18 protein-coding genes, 1 tRNA gene and 1 pseudogene are annotated in these 20,997 nt (G+C 19.5%); 16 read left to right on the plus strand and 4 right to left on the minus strand.

Annotated features, from left to right (window positions below; all coding sequences use genetic code 11):
- Positions 1-76: 76 nt before the first annotated feature.
- From RJU59_RS00475 to tyrS, 3 genes are read left to right on the plus strand one after another with little or no spacing between them, the layout of a single operon-like run.
- Entirely contained in the window at positions 77-541 is a 465-nt protein-coding gene (locus RJU59_RS00475; protein ID WP_343155211.1) for a hypothetical protein, read from the plus strand.
- Between the two features lie 37 nt (positions 542-578).
- Positions 579-2,309 carry a hypothetical protein gene (locus RJU59_RS00480; protein ID WP_343155212.1) on the plus strand — a complete coding sequence of 577 codons (1,731 nt, stop codon included), beginning with the start codon at positions 579-581 and terminating at the stop codon, positions 2,307-2,309.
- Between the two features lie 34 nt (positions 2,310-2,343).
- The gene (gene tyrS / locus RJU59_RS00485; protein ID WP_343155213.1) at positions 2,344-3,621 is read left to right on the plus strand and encodes a tyrosine--tRNA ligase; all 1,278 of its coding nucleotides are present in this window, start codon (positions 2,344-2,346) and stop codon (positions 3,619-3,621) included.
- A 14-nt stretch (positions 3,622-3,635) separates the two neighbouring features.
- Here tyrS and RJU59_RS00490 read toward each other — a convergent pair whose 3' ends face one another.
- On the minus strand, positions 3,636-3,992 hold the full coding sequence (locus tag RJU59_RS00490) for a HesB/IscA family protein (protein WP_343155214.1): 357 nt from the start codon (positions 3,990-3,992) through the stop codon (positions 3,636-3,638).
- A 250-nt stretch (positions 3,993-4,242) separates the two neighbouring features.
- On the opposite strand from RJU59_RS00490, the gene ydiK reads away from it, so the two are divergent.
- The 8 genes and pseudogenes from ydiK to pheT all read left to right on the plus strand — a co-directional run bounded on the left by ydiK (position 4,243) and on the right by pheT (position 13,503).
- Entirely contained in the window at positions 4,243-5,295 is a 1,053-nt protein-coding gene (gene ydiK / locus RJU59_RS00495) for an AI-2E family transporter YdiK (protein ID WP_343155312.1), read from the plus strand.
- 190 nt (positions 5,296-5,485) lie between these two features.
- Positions 5,486-6,532, plus strand: coding sequence for a 3-deoxy-7-phosphoheptulonate synthase (locus RJU59_RS00500; protein WP_343128693.1), 1,047 nt, complete (start codon positions 5,486-5,488; stop codon positions 6,530-6,532).
- A 228-nt stretch (positions 6,533-6,760) separates the two neighbouring features.
- Positions 6,761-8,693 (plus strand): annotated as a pseudogene (gene thrS, locus RJU59_RS00505) (threonine--tRNA ligase).
- 3 nt (positions 8,694-8,696) lie between these two features.
- The gene (infC, locus tag RJU59_RS00510) at positions 8,697-9,236 is read left to right on the plus strand and encodes a translation initiation factor IF-3 (protein ID WP_343128801.1); all 540 of its coding nucleotides are present in this window, start codon (positions 8,697-8,699) and stop codon (positions 9,234-9,236) included.
- Positions 9,237-9,310: 74 nt separating this feature from the next.
- Positions 9,311-9,508 (plus strand): 50S ribosomal protein L35, encoded by a 198-nt coding sequence (gene rpmI / locus RJU59_RS00515; protein ID WP_343128695.1) that lies wholly within the window; start codon positions 9,311-9,313, stop codon positions 9,506-9,508.
- Positions 9,509-9,550: 42 nt separating this feature from the next.
- Positions 9,551-9,916: a 50S ribosomal protein L20 gene (rplT, locus tag RJU59_RS00520; protein WP_343128696.1), complete on the plus strand. Its 366-nt coding sequence runs from the start codon at positions 9,551-9,553 to the stop codon at positions 9,914-9,916.
- A gap of 134 nt (positions 9,917-10,050) precedes the next feature.
- A complete protein-coding gene (pheS, locus tag RJU59_RS00525) occupies positions 10,051-11,049 on the plus strand; it encodes a phenylalanine--tRNA ligase subunit alpha (RefSeq protein ID WP_428994332.1) in 999 nt (332 codons plus the stop codon).
- An 18-nt stretch (positions 11,050-11,067) separates the two neighbouring features.
- On the plus strand, positions 11,068-13,503 hold the full coding sequence (gene pheT / locus RJU59_RS00530; RefSeq protein WP_343155215.1) for a phenylalanine--tRNA ligase subunit beta: 2,436 nt from the start codon (positions 11,068-11,070) through the stop codon (positions 13,501-13,503).
- A gap of 158 nt (positions 13,504-13,661) precedes the next feature.
- On the opposite strand, the gene glyS is transcribed toward pheT, so the two are convergent.
- Together glyS and glyQ are read right to left on the minus strand one after the other, a co-directional pair.
- Positions 13,662-15,566, minus strand: a complete 1,905-nt coding sequence (glyS, locus tag RJU59_RS00535) for a glycine--tRNA ligase subunit beta (protein WP_343155216.1) — start codon at positions 15,564-15,566, stop codon at positions 13,662-13,664.
- A gap of 19 nt (positions 15,567-15,585) precedes the next feature.
- Positions 15,586-16,467: a glycine--tRNA ligase subunit alpha gene (gene glyQ / locus RJU59_RS00540; protein ID WP_343155217.1), complete on the minus strand. Its 882-nt coding sequence runs from the start codon at positions 16,465-16,467 to the stop codon at positions 15,586-15,588.
- Positions 16,468-16,675: 208 nt separating this feature from the next.
- On the opposite strand from glyQ, the gene nfo reads away from it, so the two are divergent.
- The 3 genes from nfo to RJU59_RS00555 all read left to right on the plus strand — a co-directional run bounded on the left by nfo (position 16,676) and on the right by RJU59_RS00555 (position 18,059).
- Positions 16,676-17,521 carry a deoxyribonuclease IV gene (gene nfo / locus RJU59_RS00545; RefSeq protein WP_343155218.1) on the plus strand — a complete coding sequence of 282 codons (846 nt, stop codon included), beginning with the start codon at positions 16,676-16,678 and terminating at the stop codon, positions 17,519-17,521.
- A gap of 127 nt (positions 17,522-17,648) precedes the next feature.
- Complete coding sequence (gene rplY, locus RJU59_RS00550; protein ID WP_343155219.1) at positions 17,649-17,939, plus strand: 50S ribosomal protein L25; 291 nt, start codon at positions 17,649-17,651, stop codon at positions 17,937-17,939.
- A 46-nt stretch (positions 17,940-17,985) separates the two neighbouring features.
- Positions 17,986-18,059: transfer RNA gene (locus tag RJU59_RS00555), tRNA-Pro, on the plus strand.
- Between the two features lie 66 nt (positions 18,060-18,125).
- Here RJU59_RS00555 and RJU59_RS00560 read toward each other — a convergent pair.
- The gene (locus tag RJU59_RS00560; RefSeq protein WP_343128702.1) at positions 18,126-18,893 is read right to left on the minus strand and encodes a DedA family protein; all 768 of its coding nucleotides are present in this window, start codon (positions 18,891-18,893) and stop codon (positions 18,126-18,128) included.
- A gap of 341 nt (positions 18,894-19,234) precedes the next feature.
- Here RJU59_RS00560 and rsmA point away from each other — a divergent pair, with 341 nt between their 5' ends.
- Together rsmA and RJU59_RS00570 are read left to right on the plus strand one after the other, a co-directional pair.
- Positions 19,235-20,017, plus strand: coding sequence for a 16S rRNA (adenine(1518)-N(6)/adenine(1519)-N(6))-dimethyltransferase RsmA (gene rsmA / locus RJU59_RS00565; protein WP_343155220.1), 783 nt, complete (start codon positions 19,235-19,237; stop codon positions 20,015-20,017).
- A gap of 57 nt (positions 20,018-20,074) precedes the next feature.
- Positions 20,075-20,899 carry a symmetrical bis(5'-nucleosyl)-tetraphosphatase gene (locus RJU59_RS00570; protein WP_343155221.1) on the plus strand — a complete coding sequence of 275 codons (825 nt, stop codon included), beginning with the start codon at positions 20,075-20,077 and terminating at the stop codon, positions 20,897-20,899.
- Positions 20,900-20,997: the final 98 nt, after the last annotated feature.

A 20,997-nucleotide genomic window follows, 5' to 3' on the forward strand; every position in this document is an offset into this window, starting at 1 on the left:
TTATTTATTTTATAAATTTATATTTTATTTATTATAAAATTATATGTAATAATAATTAATCAAAATGGAATAATTAATGTTTTTAATTATCAAAGTAGTAATTTTTTTACCATTATATTCTTGTTTTAATTATTTAATTCCTTTACATACTGTTTCTTTAATTGGATATCGAGTTTTAATTCCTTTTAAAAATCGTATAGAAGTTGGAATAATTATTAATTATGTAAAAAAAAATGAATTAAATAATAAAAATAGATGTAATTTAAAAAAAATATTTTTAGTAATTGATAATTTTCCTGTATATTCGAAAAAATTTTTTTTACTTTTATATTGGTGTGAAAAATTTTATCATATAGAAATTCCTATATTAATGTATTTTATTGTTCCTAATTTTTTAAAAAAAGGTAATAATATATTATATGATTACATATTTTTTTGGAAAATGATAAATAAAAAAATTGATTTTTATATAAAAAACATAGATCGTACTAAATATAAATTAATTGTTACAAAAATTATAAAAAAAAAAAAAAATTATTAATGAAAAAATAAAAAAAATTAGAAATAAAAAGAATTTTTTGTGTAATAAATATCAAAAAAAAATATTTATTTTTTTAAAAAAATATTATTTTAAAAATTTTTTTTTCTCAATAGACATTTTAAAAAAAAACAAAATTTTTTATTTAAATAAAAATTATATTTTAGAAATAAATAATATTTTTGTTAAAAAAAAATTATTTAAACCTTGGTTATTAACTGAAATTTGTGATTTTAAAAAATTGGAAACTTATCTTTTTCTATCTTTTTCTATTATTAAAAAAGGTTTACAAGGTTTAATTTTAGTAGAAAGTATGCATTCTAGTTTTGTATTACAATTAAAAAAAAATTTAAAAATAAGATTTAAAATTCATGTAGAAGAATATCATTCTAATATCAGTATAAAAAAATATAATAATATATGGAAAATTATTAGAAAAAAAATTCCAGTAATTATTATTTCAACAAAAGAAGGTATTTTTCTTCCTATGGAGAATTTAGGTATTATTATTGTTAATAATGAAAGTTCTATAGAATATAAAATTAAAAATCGATGGTTTTGTAATGCAAGGAATATTGCCATTGTTAGAGCTAAAAAAGAAAATATTCCAATATTATTGGAATCTTATCGGTGGAATATTAGTTCAAAAAAAAATGTATTAGATAAAAAATATTATTTTATAAATTTGTATAATTTATATAAAAAAAATGTAAAAAGACAAAAAAAAATTATTTTTATATATTCTAATCGAGAACAATACAAAGGAATTTTTTCATTAAAATTAATTCAAAAAACAGAATATTACTTAAAAAAAAATAAAAATGTATTATTTATAGTAAATAAGAGCTTTTTTTCTATTTTTAATATATTAAAATGTAAAAAATGTAAATATATAGAAAAATGTACTGTTTGTAACCAATACTATCGATTTTATGATCATTATCAAGAATTATTTTGTCATTTTTGTTTTGTTAGAAAAAATATTTATTTTCTTTGTACAAAGTGTAATACACATTCTTTATTTTCAGAAAGAATTGGTATTAGTTTCATTAAAAAAAATTTAAATAAATTTTTCTATAAAAAAAATATTATATATATATATAATAAAAAAAATTTATTGGAAGTAAAAAAAAAATTAAATAGTAAATCAATTTTACGATTACAAACGCCTTCAATAATTTTTTTATGTGATGATTTTGTTTGTAATTTTTGGATACAAGACATTTCTTTTATTGCTTTTTTATCTTTAGATTATTTAAAATATTCTAATAAATTTAGACAGTTAGAATATTTTGTACAAAAATATGAAGTTTTACATTCAAAAATAAATTATCATTCATATATATCTGAAATACTTATACAAATATTTGAAAAAAATATATTTTTAATAAATTTTTTTTCTAAAGGGTATAATTATTTTTTAGAACAAACTTTTCGATTTCGAAAAATAAATAGCTTACCACCTTTTTCGTATCATATAGTTATGTTTTTTAATGATAAAAAAATAAAAAAAATAAAATTTCTTATTTTTTTTTTAAAAAATTTTATAAATCAAAATAATAATTTTTTTATTATGGATTTAATTATTTTGGAATCAGACAATATACAATTTAATAAATATAAAAAATATTATTATTTTAAAATTTTATTGTCTTATAATAATTTAAAAAAAATACATTATTTTGTAAATAAAATTATTTTATTAATTAAAAATAATAAAATTTTTAGAAGTATATTAATTAAAGTTGATTCTGATCCGATCGATAATTAAATATATCTTTTTACTCTTTTTTAATAGGTGTTTTATGTGTGAAATAGATTTAATCAAAAAACTTTATGACAGAAATTTAATTTCTTATATTTCTAATGAAAAAAAATTGAAAAAACATATTTCAAAGAAAAATATATCTGTATATTGTGGTTTTGATCCAACAGCAGATAGTCTACATATAGGACATATTTTACCTTTATTAATATTAAAAAAATTTCAAAAATATGGTCATATTCCAGTTATATTAATAGGAGGAGCAACTAGTTTAATTGGGGATCCTAGTTTTAAGAATGTTAAAAGAAAAAATAATAAAAAAAAAGATATTAAAATTTGGGAAAAAAAAATTATTTTTCAAATAAAAAAATTTTTAGATTCTAAAAATAAAAAAAATAAAGAAATTATTGTCAATAACAATAGCTGGTTTAAAAATATCAATTTATTAAATTTTTTAGATACAGTAGGTAAGTATTTTTCAATTAATAGCATGATTAATAAAGATTCTGTAAAAAAAAGAATACAAAGAATAGATCAAGGAATATCTTTTACAGAATTTTCTTATAGTTTATTTCAAGCTTATGATTTTTTAAAATTGTATTTAAATTATAATGTTACTCTTCAAATAGGTGGATCAGATCAGTGGGGTAATATTTCTTCAGGAATTCATTTAGTTCAAAAAACTAAAAAAAAAGAAGTATTTGGAATGACATTACCTTTATTAATAAAATCTGATGGAAAAAAATTTGGAAAATCAGAAAACAAAAATATTTGGTTAGATCCTAAAAAAACAACACCTTATCATTTTTATCAGTTTTGGGTTAATGTATCTGATAAAGATGTTTTTTATTTTTTAAAAATTTTTTATATTTTATCAAAAAAAGAAATAAAAAAAATTCAAAAAGAAGGTGTATTGGGATTAATTAGATCTAAAAAAATATTAGCAGAAAAACTGACTATATTAATACATGGTACTAATGTTTTAAAAAAAGTTAAAAATATTGTTAAAAATTTATTTTATAGCAGAATAGAAAATTTAAGTGAATCTGATTTTAATCAAATAATTTCTTCAGGAAATAATACAGGAATACCTGTTTTTGTATTAAAAAAAAACGAAAATTTACAAAAATGTTTAGTTTTTATAAACTATTCTCATTCTTTAAAACAATCTAGAAATTTAATTTATTCCAAATCAATTCAAATTAATGGTAAATGTATTATTGATCCTAATTATATTTTTAATGATTATGATAAATTGTTTAATAAGTTTACTATAATAAAAAAAGGAAAAAAAACATTTTCAATTTTAAAATGGTAAAATAAATAATTTTATTACTTTACAGAAAAACTTTCTCCACAACCACATACATTTTTTACATTAGGATTATTAAATGTAAAATTTTTACTTAAATTTGTATTTTTGAAGTCTATTTCTATTCCATCTAAAAAATTTATATTTTTTTTTAAAATATATATTTGTATTTTATTTATATTAAATTTTATTGTTTTTAAATTTTTTTTATTTTCAAAAAATTCAATTGAATATTTAAATCCAGCACATCCTGATTTTTTTATATTTAATAAAATTTTTTCGTGATTTTTAATTTTTGTATTTAAATAACAAATTTGATTATATGCTTTTTTACTAATTGTAATTCCTTTCAATTTTTTTTTCATTTCTTTTTTCATATATTTTTGCAACTTTAATAATTATTAATATTATATAAATTTTTAAAAAAAATTTTTTATTTATATTTCAATTAATTATATCATAATATATTTTTTTATAAAAATTTTATATAAAAAAGTATATTTTTTCGTATAATTTAAATTATAAAAAAATTATTAAGGATATATTGTAGTGTCGTTTAGTATAAAAATTGCACGAATAAACATAGATTTTTTAAAGACATTTTTTATTTTTTTATTTATTTTTTTAATGATTGGTTTTAGTGTATTAGTTATGTATCCTTTTTTTTTAGGATTTATATGGTCAGGAATAATTGTTATTGCTACATGGCCTATTTTGTTAAAATTACAAAATTTTATAGGTGGAAAAAGATCTTTAGCTATTTTTTCTATTATTATTTTGTTAATCTTATTGTTTGTAATGCCTGTATTATTTTTATTACATGCAGTAATTGGTAATACTATACCTATCATGTATTTTATACATTTTAGTCGCATGTTTTTACCAAATTTAATATGGCTACAAGATTTTCCTTTTTTAGGAACAAAAATATTTTTACAATATCAAAGATTATTGCAAGAAGGAAGTGGATGTTTTTTTAGTAATGTACAACCATATATTAAAAGTACAACTTCGTTTTTTTTTATTCAAGTTAGTTTTTTTGGGAAATTATTAATACATGTTTTTTTTATGTTAATTTGTAGTATTATTTTGTATTGGAATGGTGAAAAAATTTCTAACATTATAAGATATTTTTCTTTTAGACTAGGATCTCGTATAGGGTATATAATAGTTTTATTAGCAACGAAATCGATAAGAGCGATTGCTTTAGGAGTTGTTGCGACTGCATTTATACAAGGTTTTTTATCAGGTGTTGTATTAATTACATATAATATTGTTTATCCTATTTTTTTCATTATCTTAATTATTTTTTTTTGTTTAATTCAAGTTGGTGCATTATTAGTTCTAATACCTATTATTATATGGTTGTATTGGTGTGGAGATGTTTACAAAGGAAGTGTTTTATTACTTTGGAGTGGATTAATATTTTTTTTAGATAGTATATTAAGAACAAAATTAATTAAAATGCACGCTAATTTACCTTCTTGGATAATTTTTTCTGGAGTTATTGGAGGTTTAATAGCATTTGGATTTATAGGAATTTTTGTTGGTCCTGTGATATTATTTATATCTTGTCGTTTATTTTCTTTTTGGATATATAAAACATCTATTTTTTATTTTTTGTCGCATAGTTTACCTTACCAAAAAGTTAAAAGAATCAAATTTAATAAAAATGTTTAATTTTATTAATATAATTTTAAATATATATTGAATAAGAATTATAAATATAAAAATTTATTTTTATTTATTAAAAATGTTTTTATATCATTTTAATAATTTAATTTTTTAATATTATAAAAATATGTATTTTTAAATTTTTAATAATTAATACATTATAAAAATTTTTAACATAATTTTTTTAGAGAAAAAAATGAAAAAAACAGATGAATTACGTACAGTACGAACTGATCCTTTAGTTCAACCGGTAGAATTAGCTAAAAAATATTATATTAATTCTAAAATAATGGATAATGTTATTAAAACAAGAACTAATATTGCTAATATTATTACAGGAAAAGATGCAAGATTACTTGTTGTTATCGGTCCTTGTTCGGTACATGATCCTATAGCTGCTGTAGAATATGCAAATCGATTGTTTGAATTGCGAAAAAAATATTCTTCTAGATTAGAAATTATTATGCGTACTTATTTTGAAAAACCTAGAACAGTGGTAGGATGGAAAGGATTAATTGCTGATCCATATTTAGATGGTAGTTTTCAAGTTAATAAAGGTTTAGGTATTGCTCGGAAATTATTATTGGATATCAATGATATTGGAATGCCTTCTGCAACTGAATTTTTAGATATGGTTATAGGACAATTCATTGCTGATTTAATTAGCTGGGGTGCTATTGGAGCTCGAACTACTGAAAGTCAAATTCATCGTGAAATGGCTTCAGCTCTTTCTTGTCCTGTAGGATTTAAAAATGGAACAGATGGAAATATTAAAATTGCTATAGATGCAATTCGAGCTACACAAGCTAGACATTTGTTTTTGGCACCAAATAAAAATGGACAAATGACTATTAATCATACTAGTGGAAATCCATTTAGTCATATTATTATGAGAGGTGGAAAAAAGCCTAATTATTCTCATCAAGATATAAATAATGCTATAAATTTACTAAAAGAATTTAATCTTCCAGAATATTTGATGATTGATTTTAGTCATGCAAATTGTTTAAAAGAACATAAACGTCAAATTAATGTAGCAAAATCAGTTTCTAAACAAATTTATAATGGTTCTAAAAATATTTTTGGTGTTATGATAGAAAGCTTTTTAGTAGAAGGATCACAAGATATTAATAAAAAAGATTCTTTAATATATGGAAAATCTATTACTGATCCTTGTTTAAATTGGAAAGATAGTGTTGAAATTATAGATAGATTAGCAGAAGCTGTAAATATTCGTTTTTAAATTTTTTATTAAAAATTATGCCAGATTAAGAACAAGCTGGCATTTTTAAGAATTAAATAATATATTTATTTTTGTATTTTTATTTTGAATTCAATAAATTGATTTAAAATAAAAATATATGAAAATTGTGTATTACAGTTTTATAAATAATCTTATATTTTGTAATAAAATAAAAAAATAATTTTTAAATTAATAAAATAAAATTTTAATATAAGAGATACACAAAATATGTCTATAAAGATTTGTTTAAATGGAATAAGTAAAATTTATAGTAAACCTATTTCTTTGATAAAAGTAATTGAAGATATTCAACCTAGTTTGTTAAAAGTTTGTGTAGCTGGTATTATTAATAAAAAAATTGTAAGTATATATTCTATTATAGAAAATAGTTCTAATATTATGATAATAACTAGTAAAGATAATTTATCTTTGGATATTATTCGAAGTTCATGTGCTCATTTATTAGGATATACAATTAAAAAATTATGGCCTAATTCTTACAGATCTAATATATATATTAATAATTCAGGTTTTTATTATGATTTTGAAATATCTAGGAATATTAATAAACAAGATTTATATTTAATAGAATCAGAAATGAAAAGTTTAGTTGCATTAAATTATGCAATAAAATTTAATAATAAAACTTTAGTAGAAGCTAAAAAATTATTTTTAGAAAATAATGAAAAGTATAAAGTAATATTATTAGATCGATATTCAAAAAAAAAAAAAAAAATTTATTAAAATTTTTTCGCATCAAAAAAATATAGATATTTTTACTGGAATTCAAGTTCCATTTATTGGTTTATGTTCAAATTTTAAAATTCAAAAAGTATCTAGTGTATATTGGGATAATAATAGAAAAAATACAAGTTTAAATAGAATTTATGTAATATGTTGGGCTAATAAAGTGCAATTAGATCAACATGTACATAAATTACAGGAATTAAATAAACGTGATCATAGAAAAATATCTAAAAAATTGGATTTATATCATGTTCAAGATGATGCCCCTGGAATGATATTTTGGCATTCTAACGGATGGGTTATATTTAAAGAATTAGAAAATTTTATTCGTAGTGAATTAAAAAAATATAATTATCAAGAAGTGAAAACTCCTTTAATTATTGATAAAAAAATTTGGGAAAAAAGTGGGCATTGGGAAAATTATAAAAAATTTATTTTTACTACTTCTTCTGAAAATAGAAATTATTGTATAAAACCAATGAATTGTCCGGCTCATATACAAATTTTTAATCAAAAATTACGATCATATCGTGATCTTCCTATACGTATTTCTGAATTTGGAATATGTCATCGAAAAGAATCTTCAGGGTCTTTACATGGTTTAATGAGAGCACGTAGTTTTACACAAGATGATGGTCATATTTTTTGTACTAAAAATCAAATTCGTAATGAGATTAATTCTTGTTTAAATATGATTCTGAATGTATATAATATTTTTCATTTTAAAAAGATAAAAATAAATTTGTCTACACGTCCAGAAAATCGTATCGGAGATGAAAATACTTGGAATCAGGCAGAAAATGATTTAATTAGTTCTTTGAATGAAAAAAAATTAGATTTCAATTATCAAAAAGGAGAAGGAGCTTTTTATGGTCCTAAAATTGAACTTTTATTAGAAGATTCTTTGGATCGAACATGGCAATGTGGAACAATACAATTGGATTTTTATTTATCATCTTTATTGAATGCAAAATATGTAAATAAGAATAATGAAAAAAAAAATTCAGTTATAATACATAGAGCTATATTAGGTTCAGTAGAAAGATTTATTGGTATGATTACAGAAGAATATATCGGTTCTTTTCCGACTTGGTTATCACCTATTCAGGTGCTGGTAGTTAATATTACTGATAATCAAATTTCTTATGTAAATAATCTCAAGATAAATTTATTTAATAATGATATTAGAGCTAATATAGATATACGAAATGTTTCTATTGGATTAAAAATTCGAGAATTTATGATGTTACGTATTCCTTATATGTTAATTTGTGGTGATAAAGAAATTAATACTAATACAGTAAGTGTTCGAACTAGATCTGGAAAAAATTTTAATAATATAGATTTTAATTTTTTTGTTAAAAAAATAAAACAAGAAATATATAAAAAAAGTTATAACAGTTGGGAGGAGTAAAGTATTAAAGGTGTAAAGAGAGTTCAACCAATACGACCAAATCGAATTAATAACGACATCAATTCTTCTAAAGTTCGTTTAACGGGTGTAGAAGGAAATCAAATTGGAATTTGTGATTTACAAGAAGCATTAAAAAAATCGCGAGAAATGGGTCTTGATTTGGTTGAAATTAGTCCAAATGCTAACCCTCCGGTATGTCGTATTATGGATTATGGAAAATTTTTATATGAAAAAAGTAAATCTTTTAAAGAACAAAAGAAAAAACAAAAAGTTATACATGTAAAAGAAGTAAAGTTTCGGCCATGTACTGAAGAAGGAGATTATCAAGTGAAATTAAGAAATATTATTAGGTTTTTATCTGCTGGTAATAAAGTAAAAATTACACTAAGATTTAGAGGAAGAGAAATGGCTCATCAAAAAATAGGAATAAAAATATTATATAGATTACAAAAGGATATAAATAATTTTTCTTCTATTGAATCTTTTCCTTCTAAAATAGAAGGTCGACAAATGATTATGATTTTAATTCCTAAGAAAAAATAGTTTTTTATTTTATAAAATATATTTTAGAATTTTATGATTTATTTTTTTTAAAATATAAAAAAAGGAATGTAAATATGCCTAAAATTAAGACATTACGGAGTGCAACTAAACGATTTAAAAAAACTGCATCTGGTTTATTTAAAAGAAAAAAAGCTAACTTACGTCATATTTTAACTAAAAAAAATACAAAATATAAAAGAAGTTTGCGATCTAAAGTTGTAATTTCAAAAAGTGATAAAAAAAAATTAGCACTTTTTTTGCCATACGTATAAATAATGGATTACATATTTTTTATAATAGGAGAAAAGTGATTCATGGCTCGTGTTAAACGTGGTGTGACTGCTCGTGCTCGTCATAAAAAGGTTTTAAAGCAAGCAAAAGGTTATTATGGAGCTCGATCTCGTGTATATCGAGTAGCAAAACAAGCTGTTATTAAAGCAGGTCAATATGCTTATCGAGATCGACGCCAAAAAAAACGTTCGTTTAGAAGTTTATGGATTACACGAATTAATGCTGCTGCTAGATTAAATAAAATTTCCTATAGTAGTTTCATGTTAGGATTAAAGGTTTCTTCTATTTCTATTAATAGAAAAATTTTATCTGAGATAGCTATTATGGATAAAAATGCTTTTTCTATTTTAGTGAAAAATTCTTTAATGGCATTAAAAGTTTGTAATTAATTTTCAATATAAAAATTTTTGAGGGAGTAACCAATCTCCCCATATATTTTTAATTTTTTATTGATGTTTTAAAAAAAAATTTAAAAATATTTAACATATAAAATAAAATATAATAAAAGTGTATAATTTTGAAAATTTTAAAAAAAAATAATTTATTACAAGAAATTAAAAGAAATTTTATAAAATTTAATCAAGAAAAAAAAAATATTGATACATTAAAAAAATTAGTATTATTAAAGATAAAATATATAGGAAAAAAAAATAAATTATCAAATTATTTAAAAAAATTAAAAATTTTTTCCGTAAAAGATAAAAAAAAGTTTTTTATTTTAATTAATTATATTAAAAAAATAATTAAAAGAGAATTAATTATTTTGCAAAAAAAAATATCTTTAGATGTGTATAATATACAACAAGAGAAATATATAGATGTTTCTCTTCCTGGTCGTGTTACTAATTCTGGATCTATTCATCCTATAACTAATACAATATATATTATAGAATCTTTTTTTACAAAACTTGGTTTTCAAATTACCTCTGGACCAGAAATAGAAAATAAATATTATAATTTTGATTCTTTAAATATACCATTTGATCATCCTTCTAGAAATGAACAAGATACTTTTTGGTTTGATAAAAATAATTTATTGCGAACACAAACTTCTAGTGTACAAATTCGATTTATGGAACAAAATAAACCTCCTATTAAAATTATTGCTCCTGGTAAGGTATATAGAAATGATTTTGATTCTACACATACTCCTATGTTTCATCAAGTTGAAGGATTAGTAATAGATAAAAATATTAGTTTTTCTAATTTAAAATGGTTAATGTATAGTTTTATAGAATATTTTTTTGACTTTAATGTTTCAATAAGATTTCGTAATTCATATTTTCCATTTACTTTGCCTTCCGCTGAAATTGATATAAAACAGAATAATAAATGGATAGAAATATTAGGTTGTGGTTTAGTACATGTTAACGTTTTGGAAACAGTTAATATTAATCCTAAAAAATATTCTGGTTTAGCTTTTGGTATTGGAGTTGAAAGAATTACAATGTTAAAATATGGAATTAAAGATCTTCGTTCTTTTTTTGATAATGATTTAAATTTAATAAAACAGTTTAAATAAAAATTTTGGTTAAAAAAAATGAAATTTAGTGAATTATGGTTACGAAAATGGATAGATAATCCATCTATTTCAACTAATTTATTATGTAAACAAATGACAGAAGTGGGTTTAGAAGTAGAAAAAATTGAAAAAATATCATATTCTTTTAAAAAAATTATTATAGGAAAAATTTTAAAAATAAAACAGGTTATAATAAAAAAAAATTATTTTTTTATTTATTTTGTAAAAATTGATAAAAATAAAATTATTTATTGTATTACGAAAAATAAATTTTATATAAAAAATAAAAAAATAGCTATTGCTACTAATAATTCTTATATTAATGATAAAAAAACAAAAATAAATAATTATTTTTTTCAAAAAATAAAATGTAATGGAAAAATATGTTCTTATGCAGATTTAGGAATGTATTTTTCAAATGAAAAATACATTATTTTTCCAAGCAATTCTATAATAGGAAAAAGTATTAAAAATTATATTTCATATAATGACAATATAATTAAAATAAATATACCGCATGATCGTCCAGATGCAAATAGTATTTTTGGTTTAGCAAGAGAAATATCTATAATTAATGATTTAAAAATTCCTAAAATTAAATGTAAAGATATTTTAGTTAATTCTAATCATGTTGTTAATGTTAAAATTAAAAAAAATAGTGGATGTATTAGATACATAGGTATGGTAATAGAAAAAGTTAAATTAAATATTAATACTCCATTATGGATGAAAGAAAAATTAAGACGTTCTTCAATAAGTTCCCAAGATATTATTACTGATATTATTAATTATGTCTGTTTAGAATATGGTGAACCAGTTCATATATTTGATTTTGATAAAATTGAAAATGAAATATTTGTTGAATTAAATTCAAATAAAAAAGAGATTTACATTCTATCTCAAAAAATAAAAAATTTAAAAAATTCTATTTCTGTAATACGAGACAAAAATTGTGTTTTATCTCTTTCTAATAATTTAGTTTTTAATAATTTTCAAACTAATAAAAATACTAATAAAATATTTATAGGATCTGCATGTTTATTAAAAAAACAATTAAATATTAATTATTTATTTAGTAAGAATTTAAATTCAGAAAATATATTAAATATGGATAATATTTCTGTTAATTGGTATCAACAAAAAAAAACTGTTTTATATGTTTCTCATTTAATTTTAAAAATATGTGGAGGGTGTGCTGGTTCTTTAACTATATCGTATAATAGAAAAAAATATGATTTAAAAAAACAATATATTAATTTAAATCATAATTATTTAAATACTTTTTTAGGATGTTTTATTAGTAGTAAAAAAATACATAATATTTTTATAAAATTAGGATATAAAATTATTTTTTATAAGAATGGATGGAAAGTGTTTCCGCCATATTGGAAAAATTTTATTACTACGAAAGAAGAAGTAATTTCTGATTTTTGTAAATTATATAAATATGAAAATATTCCAAAAAAACCTTTTTTAATGCATAATACGATTTCTAATAAAGTAATTAATGATATTCAATCACTATTTTTTTCTCATATAAGAATAAAATTTTTTTTAATAGATAAAGGTTATTCTGAAATCATTACCTATTCTTTTATTAGTCAAAAAATACAAACGTATTTTTTTCCAAATACTAATCCATTAATGATTAAAAATCCTATTTCAAATGATATGTCTTCTATGAGATTGACTTTATGGCCTGGATTAATAAGTTCTGCTTTCTATAATAATAATAGACAACAAGATACATTAAAATTATTTGAAATAGGTTCTTGTTTTTTTCCTATAGAAAATAAATCTTTTGAAATACAAGAAAATGTATGTTTATCAATTTTATCTACTGGATCTAAAAATTTTTCAATATGGAACTCAAAAAAAAGTTTTTTTGATTTTTATGATTTAAAAGGAGATGTTGAATCATTATTTGATTTTTTTGGAATTTTAGATCGAATCACTTTTTGTTCTAGTTTTATAGATGGATTAAATCCTAAAAAATCTTCTGTCATTTTTTTTAATAAAATAAAAATTGGACATTTAGGTATATTAGATACAAAAATACAAAATAAATTTAATTTTCGACATGAAGTCGTTTTATTTGAATTATTTCTAAATAAAATTAATAACAATACAAATAAAATTAAAGAAATAAAATATTTTCCCAGAAGTAGAAGGGATATTTCAATTACTGTATCTGAAAAAGTAATGTATCAAGATATTTTAAATGAATGTAGAAAAATAAACTGTAAAGAAGAAATATTCTTTAATCTATTCGATATATATCAAGGAGATAAATTTTTAAAAGGAAAAAAAAGTATTTCAATTAGTATAAATTTTTTAAATACAAATGGAGTATTAACAGAAAAAAAAATTAATTTTATCACCAATCAAGTAATAGAGTGTTTAAAAAATAATTTACAAGCAAATTTACGTATTGAAGATAAAATTATAAAATAAATATATTTAAGAAAAAATATTTTTTATTTTTAATTATATTTAATTAATTTAAAATTATAATTGTAATGTACAAGAATAGTAAATAGAATATATAAAAATTATAAACTGAATACTATTCTTATATTTTTATTTTTTTATATTAAATATATTTTTATTATTTATATAAAAACGGATAGTTTACAGAAATAGTTTAAATATTTTTTGGTTTTTTGAAGAATTAATATTCTATTATAAAAAACATTTTTATTTTTGTCTTTTATTAGTACATTTTTAAAAAATATTTCAATTTGTTTAGAAAAAATAATTTCTTGCAGAAATGCTTTTTGATATTTTTTTTTTTTTATTAATTGTAATATGTTTATTTTAAAAATTTTTAAATTTATATAAAAATTTTTTTCATATTTATTATTAAATAGATTGATTTCAACAAATTGATTAGAATTTTTTTTTTCTTTTTTTAGTATTTTTCCAATTCTTTTATATGAAATTAATAAATGTTTAAATTCTACTTTTTTTGCATAATTTTCTAATACTTTAATACGTAAATATATTTCTAATATGTTATTTAATTTTAATAACAATATTGATTTTATTATATTAATGTTTATTTTTTTTTTTTTGCATAAATAAACAATTCTATTAAAAAAAAATTTTAAAATTTTTTCTTCTAATTCATTTGTTTGTCTATAATTATATAGAAATACACATTTTTGAATTAAATATTTTAAATCAATAGTAATTTTTTTTTCTATAATAATTCTTACTATTCCGATAGCAAATCTTTTTAATTGAAAAGGATCTTGATTAGATGAAGGTTGTTTATTTAATATAAATAAACCAACTATTGTATCTATTTTGTCACATATTGATAATATACAACCAATTTTGCTTTTTGGTAATGTAGAATTATAGGATTTAGGATAATATTGTTCTTGAATTGCTTCTGAAACTTCTTTTTTTTCTTTATTTTGAATAGCATAGTATTTTCCTACTATTCCTTGCATATTTGGAAATTCGAAAACTAAGTTAGTAATCAAATCACATTTAGATAAAATTGCTGCTCGGATTGCATTTTTTAAATCATTTTTTAATTCTTTTTTCATGAAAATGATTAATTTTTGTATTCTAATTGTTTTATCGTATAAATTTCCTAGTTTTTTATAAAATAAAATATTTTTTAGTAGTTTTAAATATTCTATTAATTTTATTTTTTGATCTTCTTTAAAAAAGAAATATGCATCGTATAAACGAGATTGAATAGCTTGTTTATTTCCTTCAATAATTTTTTTTTTATCTATTGGATTTATATTAGAAACAATTATAAATTCAGATGTTAAAAAATTAGTAAAATTATTGTATATTAAAAAACTTTTTTGAAATACTTGAACAATATAAAAAATTAATTCATGAGGTAATTTTAAAAATTTTTTTGAAAATTTTCCAACTAATATATTAGGATATTCTGTTAAACATGTTACTTCATCTAATAAATTATTTTCATATTGAACAAAACCATTAATTTCTTTAACTTTTTGGTTAATTTTATTTTTTATAAATTCTTTTCTAATATTATAGTTAGCAATAACCATTCCTTTTTTTAAAAGAATATTTGAATATTCATCAGCATTTTTTATTTTTATTTTTTTGTTTTTTAAAAAGAAATGTCCATATGTAATATTATTAGATAATAAATTAAATATTTTTATTGGTAAAATAGATTTTCCTAAAATTGCTAATATATTTCTAACTGGTCTAGAAAATTTTAAAGAATTTTTATCCCATAACATGGGTTTAGTGATGTGTATTTTTTTTATTGATGAAATTATTATTTTCTGAAATGTATATTTATTTTTTTTTTCTTTATTTTTTTTTTTTTCAAGTTGTACATTTTTTATTTTTATTGCTATTCTTTGTGGAGTAGCATACCATTTTATTATTTCATATTTAATAATATTTTTTTGCAGTTCATTTTTTATATTTTTAACAAATGATAAAGACATATTATGTAATTGTTTAAAAGGTAGTGCTTCTGTGTATAGTTCAACTAATAATGTTTTTTTCATATATTTATCTCAAAAATTTTTATTTTTCTTGATTTTGTAAATATTTTTGGGCTACTAGTTTGGATAATTTTCTAAGTTGAAAAATATAATCTTGTCTTTCTGTTACTGATAATGTTTTTTTTGAATCTAATAAATTAAAATTATGTGTTGCGTGTAGAATATATTCGTATGCAGGATTTATTAAAGGTTTTTCTAGTTTTAATAATCTTTTAGATTCATTAATATATTTATGAAATAAAAAAAATAATAATTTTGTATCAGAATTAATAAAATTATATTTTGAATTTTCGATTTCATTATTATGAAATAATTGTCCATATGTAATTAATTTTTTTTTTGTTTGCATCCAAATGATATCGTATATACTTTTTTTATTTTGTATATACATACAAATTCTTTCTATTCCATAAGTTATTTCTACAGTTATAGGATTACATTCAATACTACCCATATTTTGAAAATAAGTGAATTGTGTCATTTCCATTCCATCTATCCAAACTTCCCATCCAATACCTGATGCACCTAATGTTGGATTTTCCCAATTATCTTCTATAAAACGTATATCAGAAGTATCAGGAAAAATATTTATTATTTTTAGAGATTCTAAATAAATTTTTTGTATATTTTTAGGGGGTGGTTTAATTACAACTTGAAGTTGATAATAATGTTGTAATCTATTTGGATTACATCCATATCTTCCATCCGTAGGTCTACGGCAAGGTTGAATATAAATACTAGAAAAAGATTTGGATCCTAGTGATTTAAAAAAAGTTTCTGGATGAAATGTTCCTGCTCCAACTGATATATCTATAGGAATGGTATATAAAAGACCTTTTTTATACCAAAAATTTTTTATTTTTTTAGTTATAGTATAAAAACTATTATCTATTTTACAACTCATAATTCTTACCTCTCTTTTTTTTTATAATTAATATTTAATATTATAATAAATTTTTATATTAAAATATAAAAAAGTTAATATATAAAAACACTTTTATTCAAAAATAATTTTTTTAATTAATACAATTAAAATAATATATTTTAATTAAGTATAATTTTGCATAAAAATATATTATTTTATCGTTATAATTTTTCTAAGGATAGTATTTATGAATTATATTGGTTTTCATGTTAGTGCTTTAGGAGGTGTAAATCAAGCTGTTATTCGTGCAAATAACCTTAAATCAACATCTTTTTCTTTTTTTACTAAAAATCAAAGAAGATGGATTTCACCTGATTTAAATCAAAAAAATATACTTTTATTTAAACAACTATGTAAAAAATATCATTTTGATCTTTCTAAAATTTTACCTCATAGTAGTTATTTGATTAATTTAGGACATTATAATCCTTTTTTTTTAAATAAATCTATTAATTCTTTTATAGATGAAATTAATAGATGTAATCAATTAGGTTTATCATTATTGAATGTTCATCCAGGAAATCATCTATATAAAATATCTGAAGAAAAATGTTTACAAAAAATATCTCATTCAATTAATACAGCATTAAAATTTACTAAAAATGTATGCGTAGTAATAGAAAATACAGCAGGGCAGGGAAGTAGTGTAGGATATAACTTTCAACATTTATCAAAAATTATTTCTAGAATAGAAGATAAATCAAGAATAGGAGTATGTTTGGATACTTGTCATTTATTTTCTTCTGGATATAGTGTAATTTCACGAAATTCTTGTAATAATGTATTAGATTATTTTAATGAAATAGTAGGTATAAAATATTTAAAAGGTTTACATTTAAATGACGCTAAAAGTAATTTTTTTAGTAAAGTAGATAGACATCATAGTTTAGGATATGGAAATATAGGAATTGAATTATTTAAATGGGTTATGAACAATTCTTATTTTGAGAATATACCGATAATAATAGAAAGTATTAATTCAGATTTATGGAATCAAGAAATTGAATGGTTACGTTCGTTGAAAAAAAAATAATTTTAAATAATATTGGTATAAAATGAAAAAGTTGTTTTTTAATAAAAAAATATATATAATAAAAAATTAATGTAATTTTTTTATATTTTTTAAAAATAAATTTTAATTTATCAGAATTGGAAATTCCATGTTAACTATTTTTGCAGAGAAACGTACAAAATTAGGAAAAAGTGCAAGTCGTTTATTGCGTAAAAATAATAAATTTCCATCTATTATTTATGGTTTAGATATTGTACCAGTTTATATAGAAATTAATCAAGATGCATTTATTAACATGATGTCCATTCCAGATTTTAATAAAAAAAAAATTATTATACAGTTAGATAATAATGTGCAATATCATGTAAAAATAAAAGATTTACAAAATCATGCTTTTAAAAGAAAAATTTTACACATAGATTTTTTTGTACAAAAGTAAATATTTTTATTATTTAAAAATATAATTCATGAAATTTATAAATATTCGGCACGTAGCGCAGCTTGGTAGATCATTGTCATGGGGTGGCAAAGGTCAGAGGTTCAATTCCTCTCGTGCCGATAATTATATTTAATTATTTAAAAATATGATTTTAAAAAAATATTTTTTATAAAAATAAAAATATTTTTAAGAAATATAAAAAATTTTCCAAAAAAGTTTTCTAAAAATAAACATTTTTGGATGAAATTGAATTAATATAATTCCTGTAATTCCTATTAAAAAAGTAATTAAAGATATTCGAAACAATTTTTTAGAAGATAGCGAAAAATATTTCTTTTTATATTTTTTAACTTGCCACCATTTCCAAAATAACCAAATACTAATCCAATTTATTAATAAAATAATACTAAAAATATATTTAAAATAATCATTTTTTTCTTTAAAAACAGGATTATTTATTGCAATACCTGTAATTATTCCAGGCAAAAAATACAGAAAAGGCCAAAATATACATCCAATAAAGTTAGGTAAAATAAATTTTTTAAAAGGTAATTTCAACATACCAGACAACATAGGTATAATTGGTCTTGTTGGTCCAAAAAATCTACCTATTAATACTGTTAAAAAACTATAATTATATAATGCTTTTTTTGTCATAATAAATATTTTTTGATATTTTTTAAAAAAATATAAATTATGCAACCATTTTTTACATTTCCATCCAAAATAATAAGAAATCCAATCTCCTAGTAAACATCCTATTGATCCTGCAATACATGCAGAATATAAAGTTAATTTTCCAGTACCAATTAATGTTCCTAGCGCTGACATTAAAATAATACCAGGAAGAACTAAACCTACAAAAGCTAATGATTCTAAAAATGATACAAAACCTATTATTATCAAAGAATATGCTAATGGTTGTTTATGTATATATGCTAAGAAATATTCCATAAATTTTTTATTCTACTTATTAAAAGAAATGATTTATATTTTTATAAAAATAAATTTTAAATTTTAATTTCTTTATAAAATGACTAATAATAGTTTATTTTTTATTAAAAAAGTATAAATAATTTTATTATTTATATTATTTTTATAATAAAATATTTTTTATATAAAAATAAATTATCATAATTATATTATTTTCATATATATGTATAATTTATTTTTTTATTAATTTCATTTTTAATGAAAAATTATTTTCTAATAGTAAAAAAAAAATAAATATTTTTATGTTAATATTAATAATATTATTAAATCATACTAAATTAAAATATGAATATAAAAAAAATATGAACAAATTTATTCCAAAAAAGAAATTTGGACAAAATTTTTTAAAAAATAAAGAAATAATTAAAAAAATTATATTTTTTATACAACCAAAAAAAAATAATTTTTTAATAGAAATAGGTCCTGGTTTAGGTTCTTTGACTATACCTATTACAAAATTTAAAAGTACTGTATTTGTTATTGAAATAGATAATAAATTATGTATCTTTTTAAAAAAAATATTTAAAAATAGTAAAAAAATTAAAATTATTAATTCTAATATATTGTATTTTAATTATTTAGAAATATTAAATAAAAATAGTATTAATATAGAAAATAGAATTTTTGGTAATCTACCATATAATATTTGTACAAAAATAATATTAAATTTAACGAAATATAATAAATATATTTTAGATATGCATTTTATGGTGCAATATGAAGTAGGATGTAGAATTTTTGCTATTCCTGGTAGTAAATTTTATGGTAGATTATCAGTAATATTACAATATTATTATAAAATTATTCCTTTAATGATTGTAAAATCAGATAATTTTTTTCCTAAACCTAAAGTAAATTCTTATTTTATTAGATTTATTCCACATAAAAATAAGTATCCTGATGTTGACGTGTTTAAATTAAAAGAAATTACTAAAATAGCTTTTTCTCAAAGAAGAAAAATAATTAAAAATAGCTTATCTAAAATTTTTACAAATAAAATTTTTGTCAAATTAGGAATTGATTCTAATTTACGAGCTCAAAATTTAACAGTTTTAGATTACTGTCGTTTAACTTATTTTTTTTAAAATTTAAAATAAAAAATTTTCATATTTTTATATAAATAAAATATCATAGGAAAAAAAATGAATACATATTTTGTTGGAGATATTCATGGTTGTTATACTCAGTTACAGTTACTTTTAAAAAAAGTATCGTTTAATTCTGAAAAAGATGAATTATGGGTGACTGGTGATTTAGTTTCTAGAGGAGATAAATCTTTTGAAGTAGTAGAATATTTATTTTCTTTAGGAAATAGAGCCAAGATAGTATTGGGTAATCATGATATATATTTAATAAAATCATATTTGAATGGATTTGATGAATTAAAAACAGAAAGTTATTTACTTCCTTTTTTTGAAAATAAAAAAGGTGCAATATTGATAGAATGGTTACGGAATCAACCCTTATTACGATTTGATAAAGAAAGAAAATTTTTTTTATCGCATGCTGGAATACCTCCTTGTTGGGATATAGATACTGCATTAAAATATGCTAAAAAATCTGAAAAAATTTTAAAAAGTACTCAATGTCGTAAATATTTAAATAACATTTTATCTAATCATAATACATGGAATTCTAAATTAAATAATATAGAAGAATTTTCTTTTATTATCAATGCTTTAACAAGAATGAGATATATTAATTTAGATAAAACTAATAGTTTGAATTTAATAGAAAAAATTCCTCCTCATAAAAATTTAAATAAAAATTTAACACCTTGGTTTTTTATGAAAAGAAAAATACCGAATAATTATTCTATTTTTTTTGGACATTGGTCAGCATTAGAAGGAAAAGGAACCCCTGAAGGGTTTTTTCCTTTAGATACTGGTTGTTGTTGGGGAAAAAAATTAACGATTGTTAGATGGATTGATAAAAAAAAATTTTTTCAATCTTATAAAATAATATAATTTATTTCTGTTGTATATTTTTTTTAAATATATATGAAAATATAAAAACATTATTTAAATGTATTATTTTTTTGTATTAAGTTAATTTAAATTAATTT

It is taken from the genome of Buchnera aphidicola (Kurisakia onigurumii), from assembly GCF_039394605.1.
GTDB classification, from domain to species: Bacteria; Pseudomonadota; Gammaproteobacteria; order Enterobacterales; family Enterobacteriaceae; genus Buchnera_I; species Buchnera_I aphidicola_B.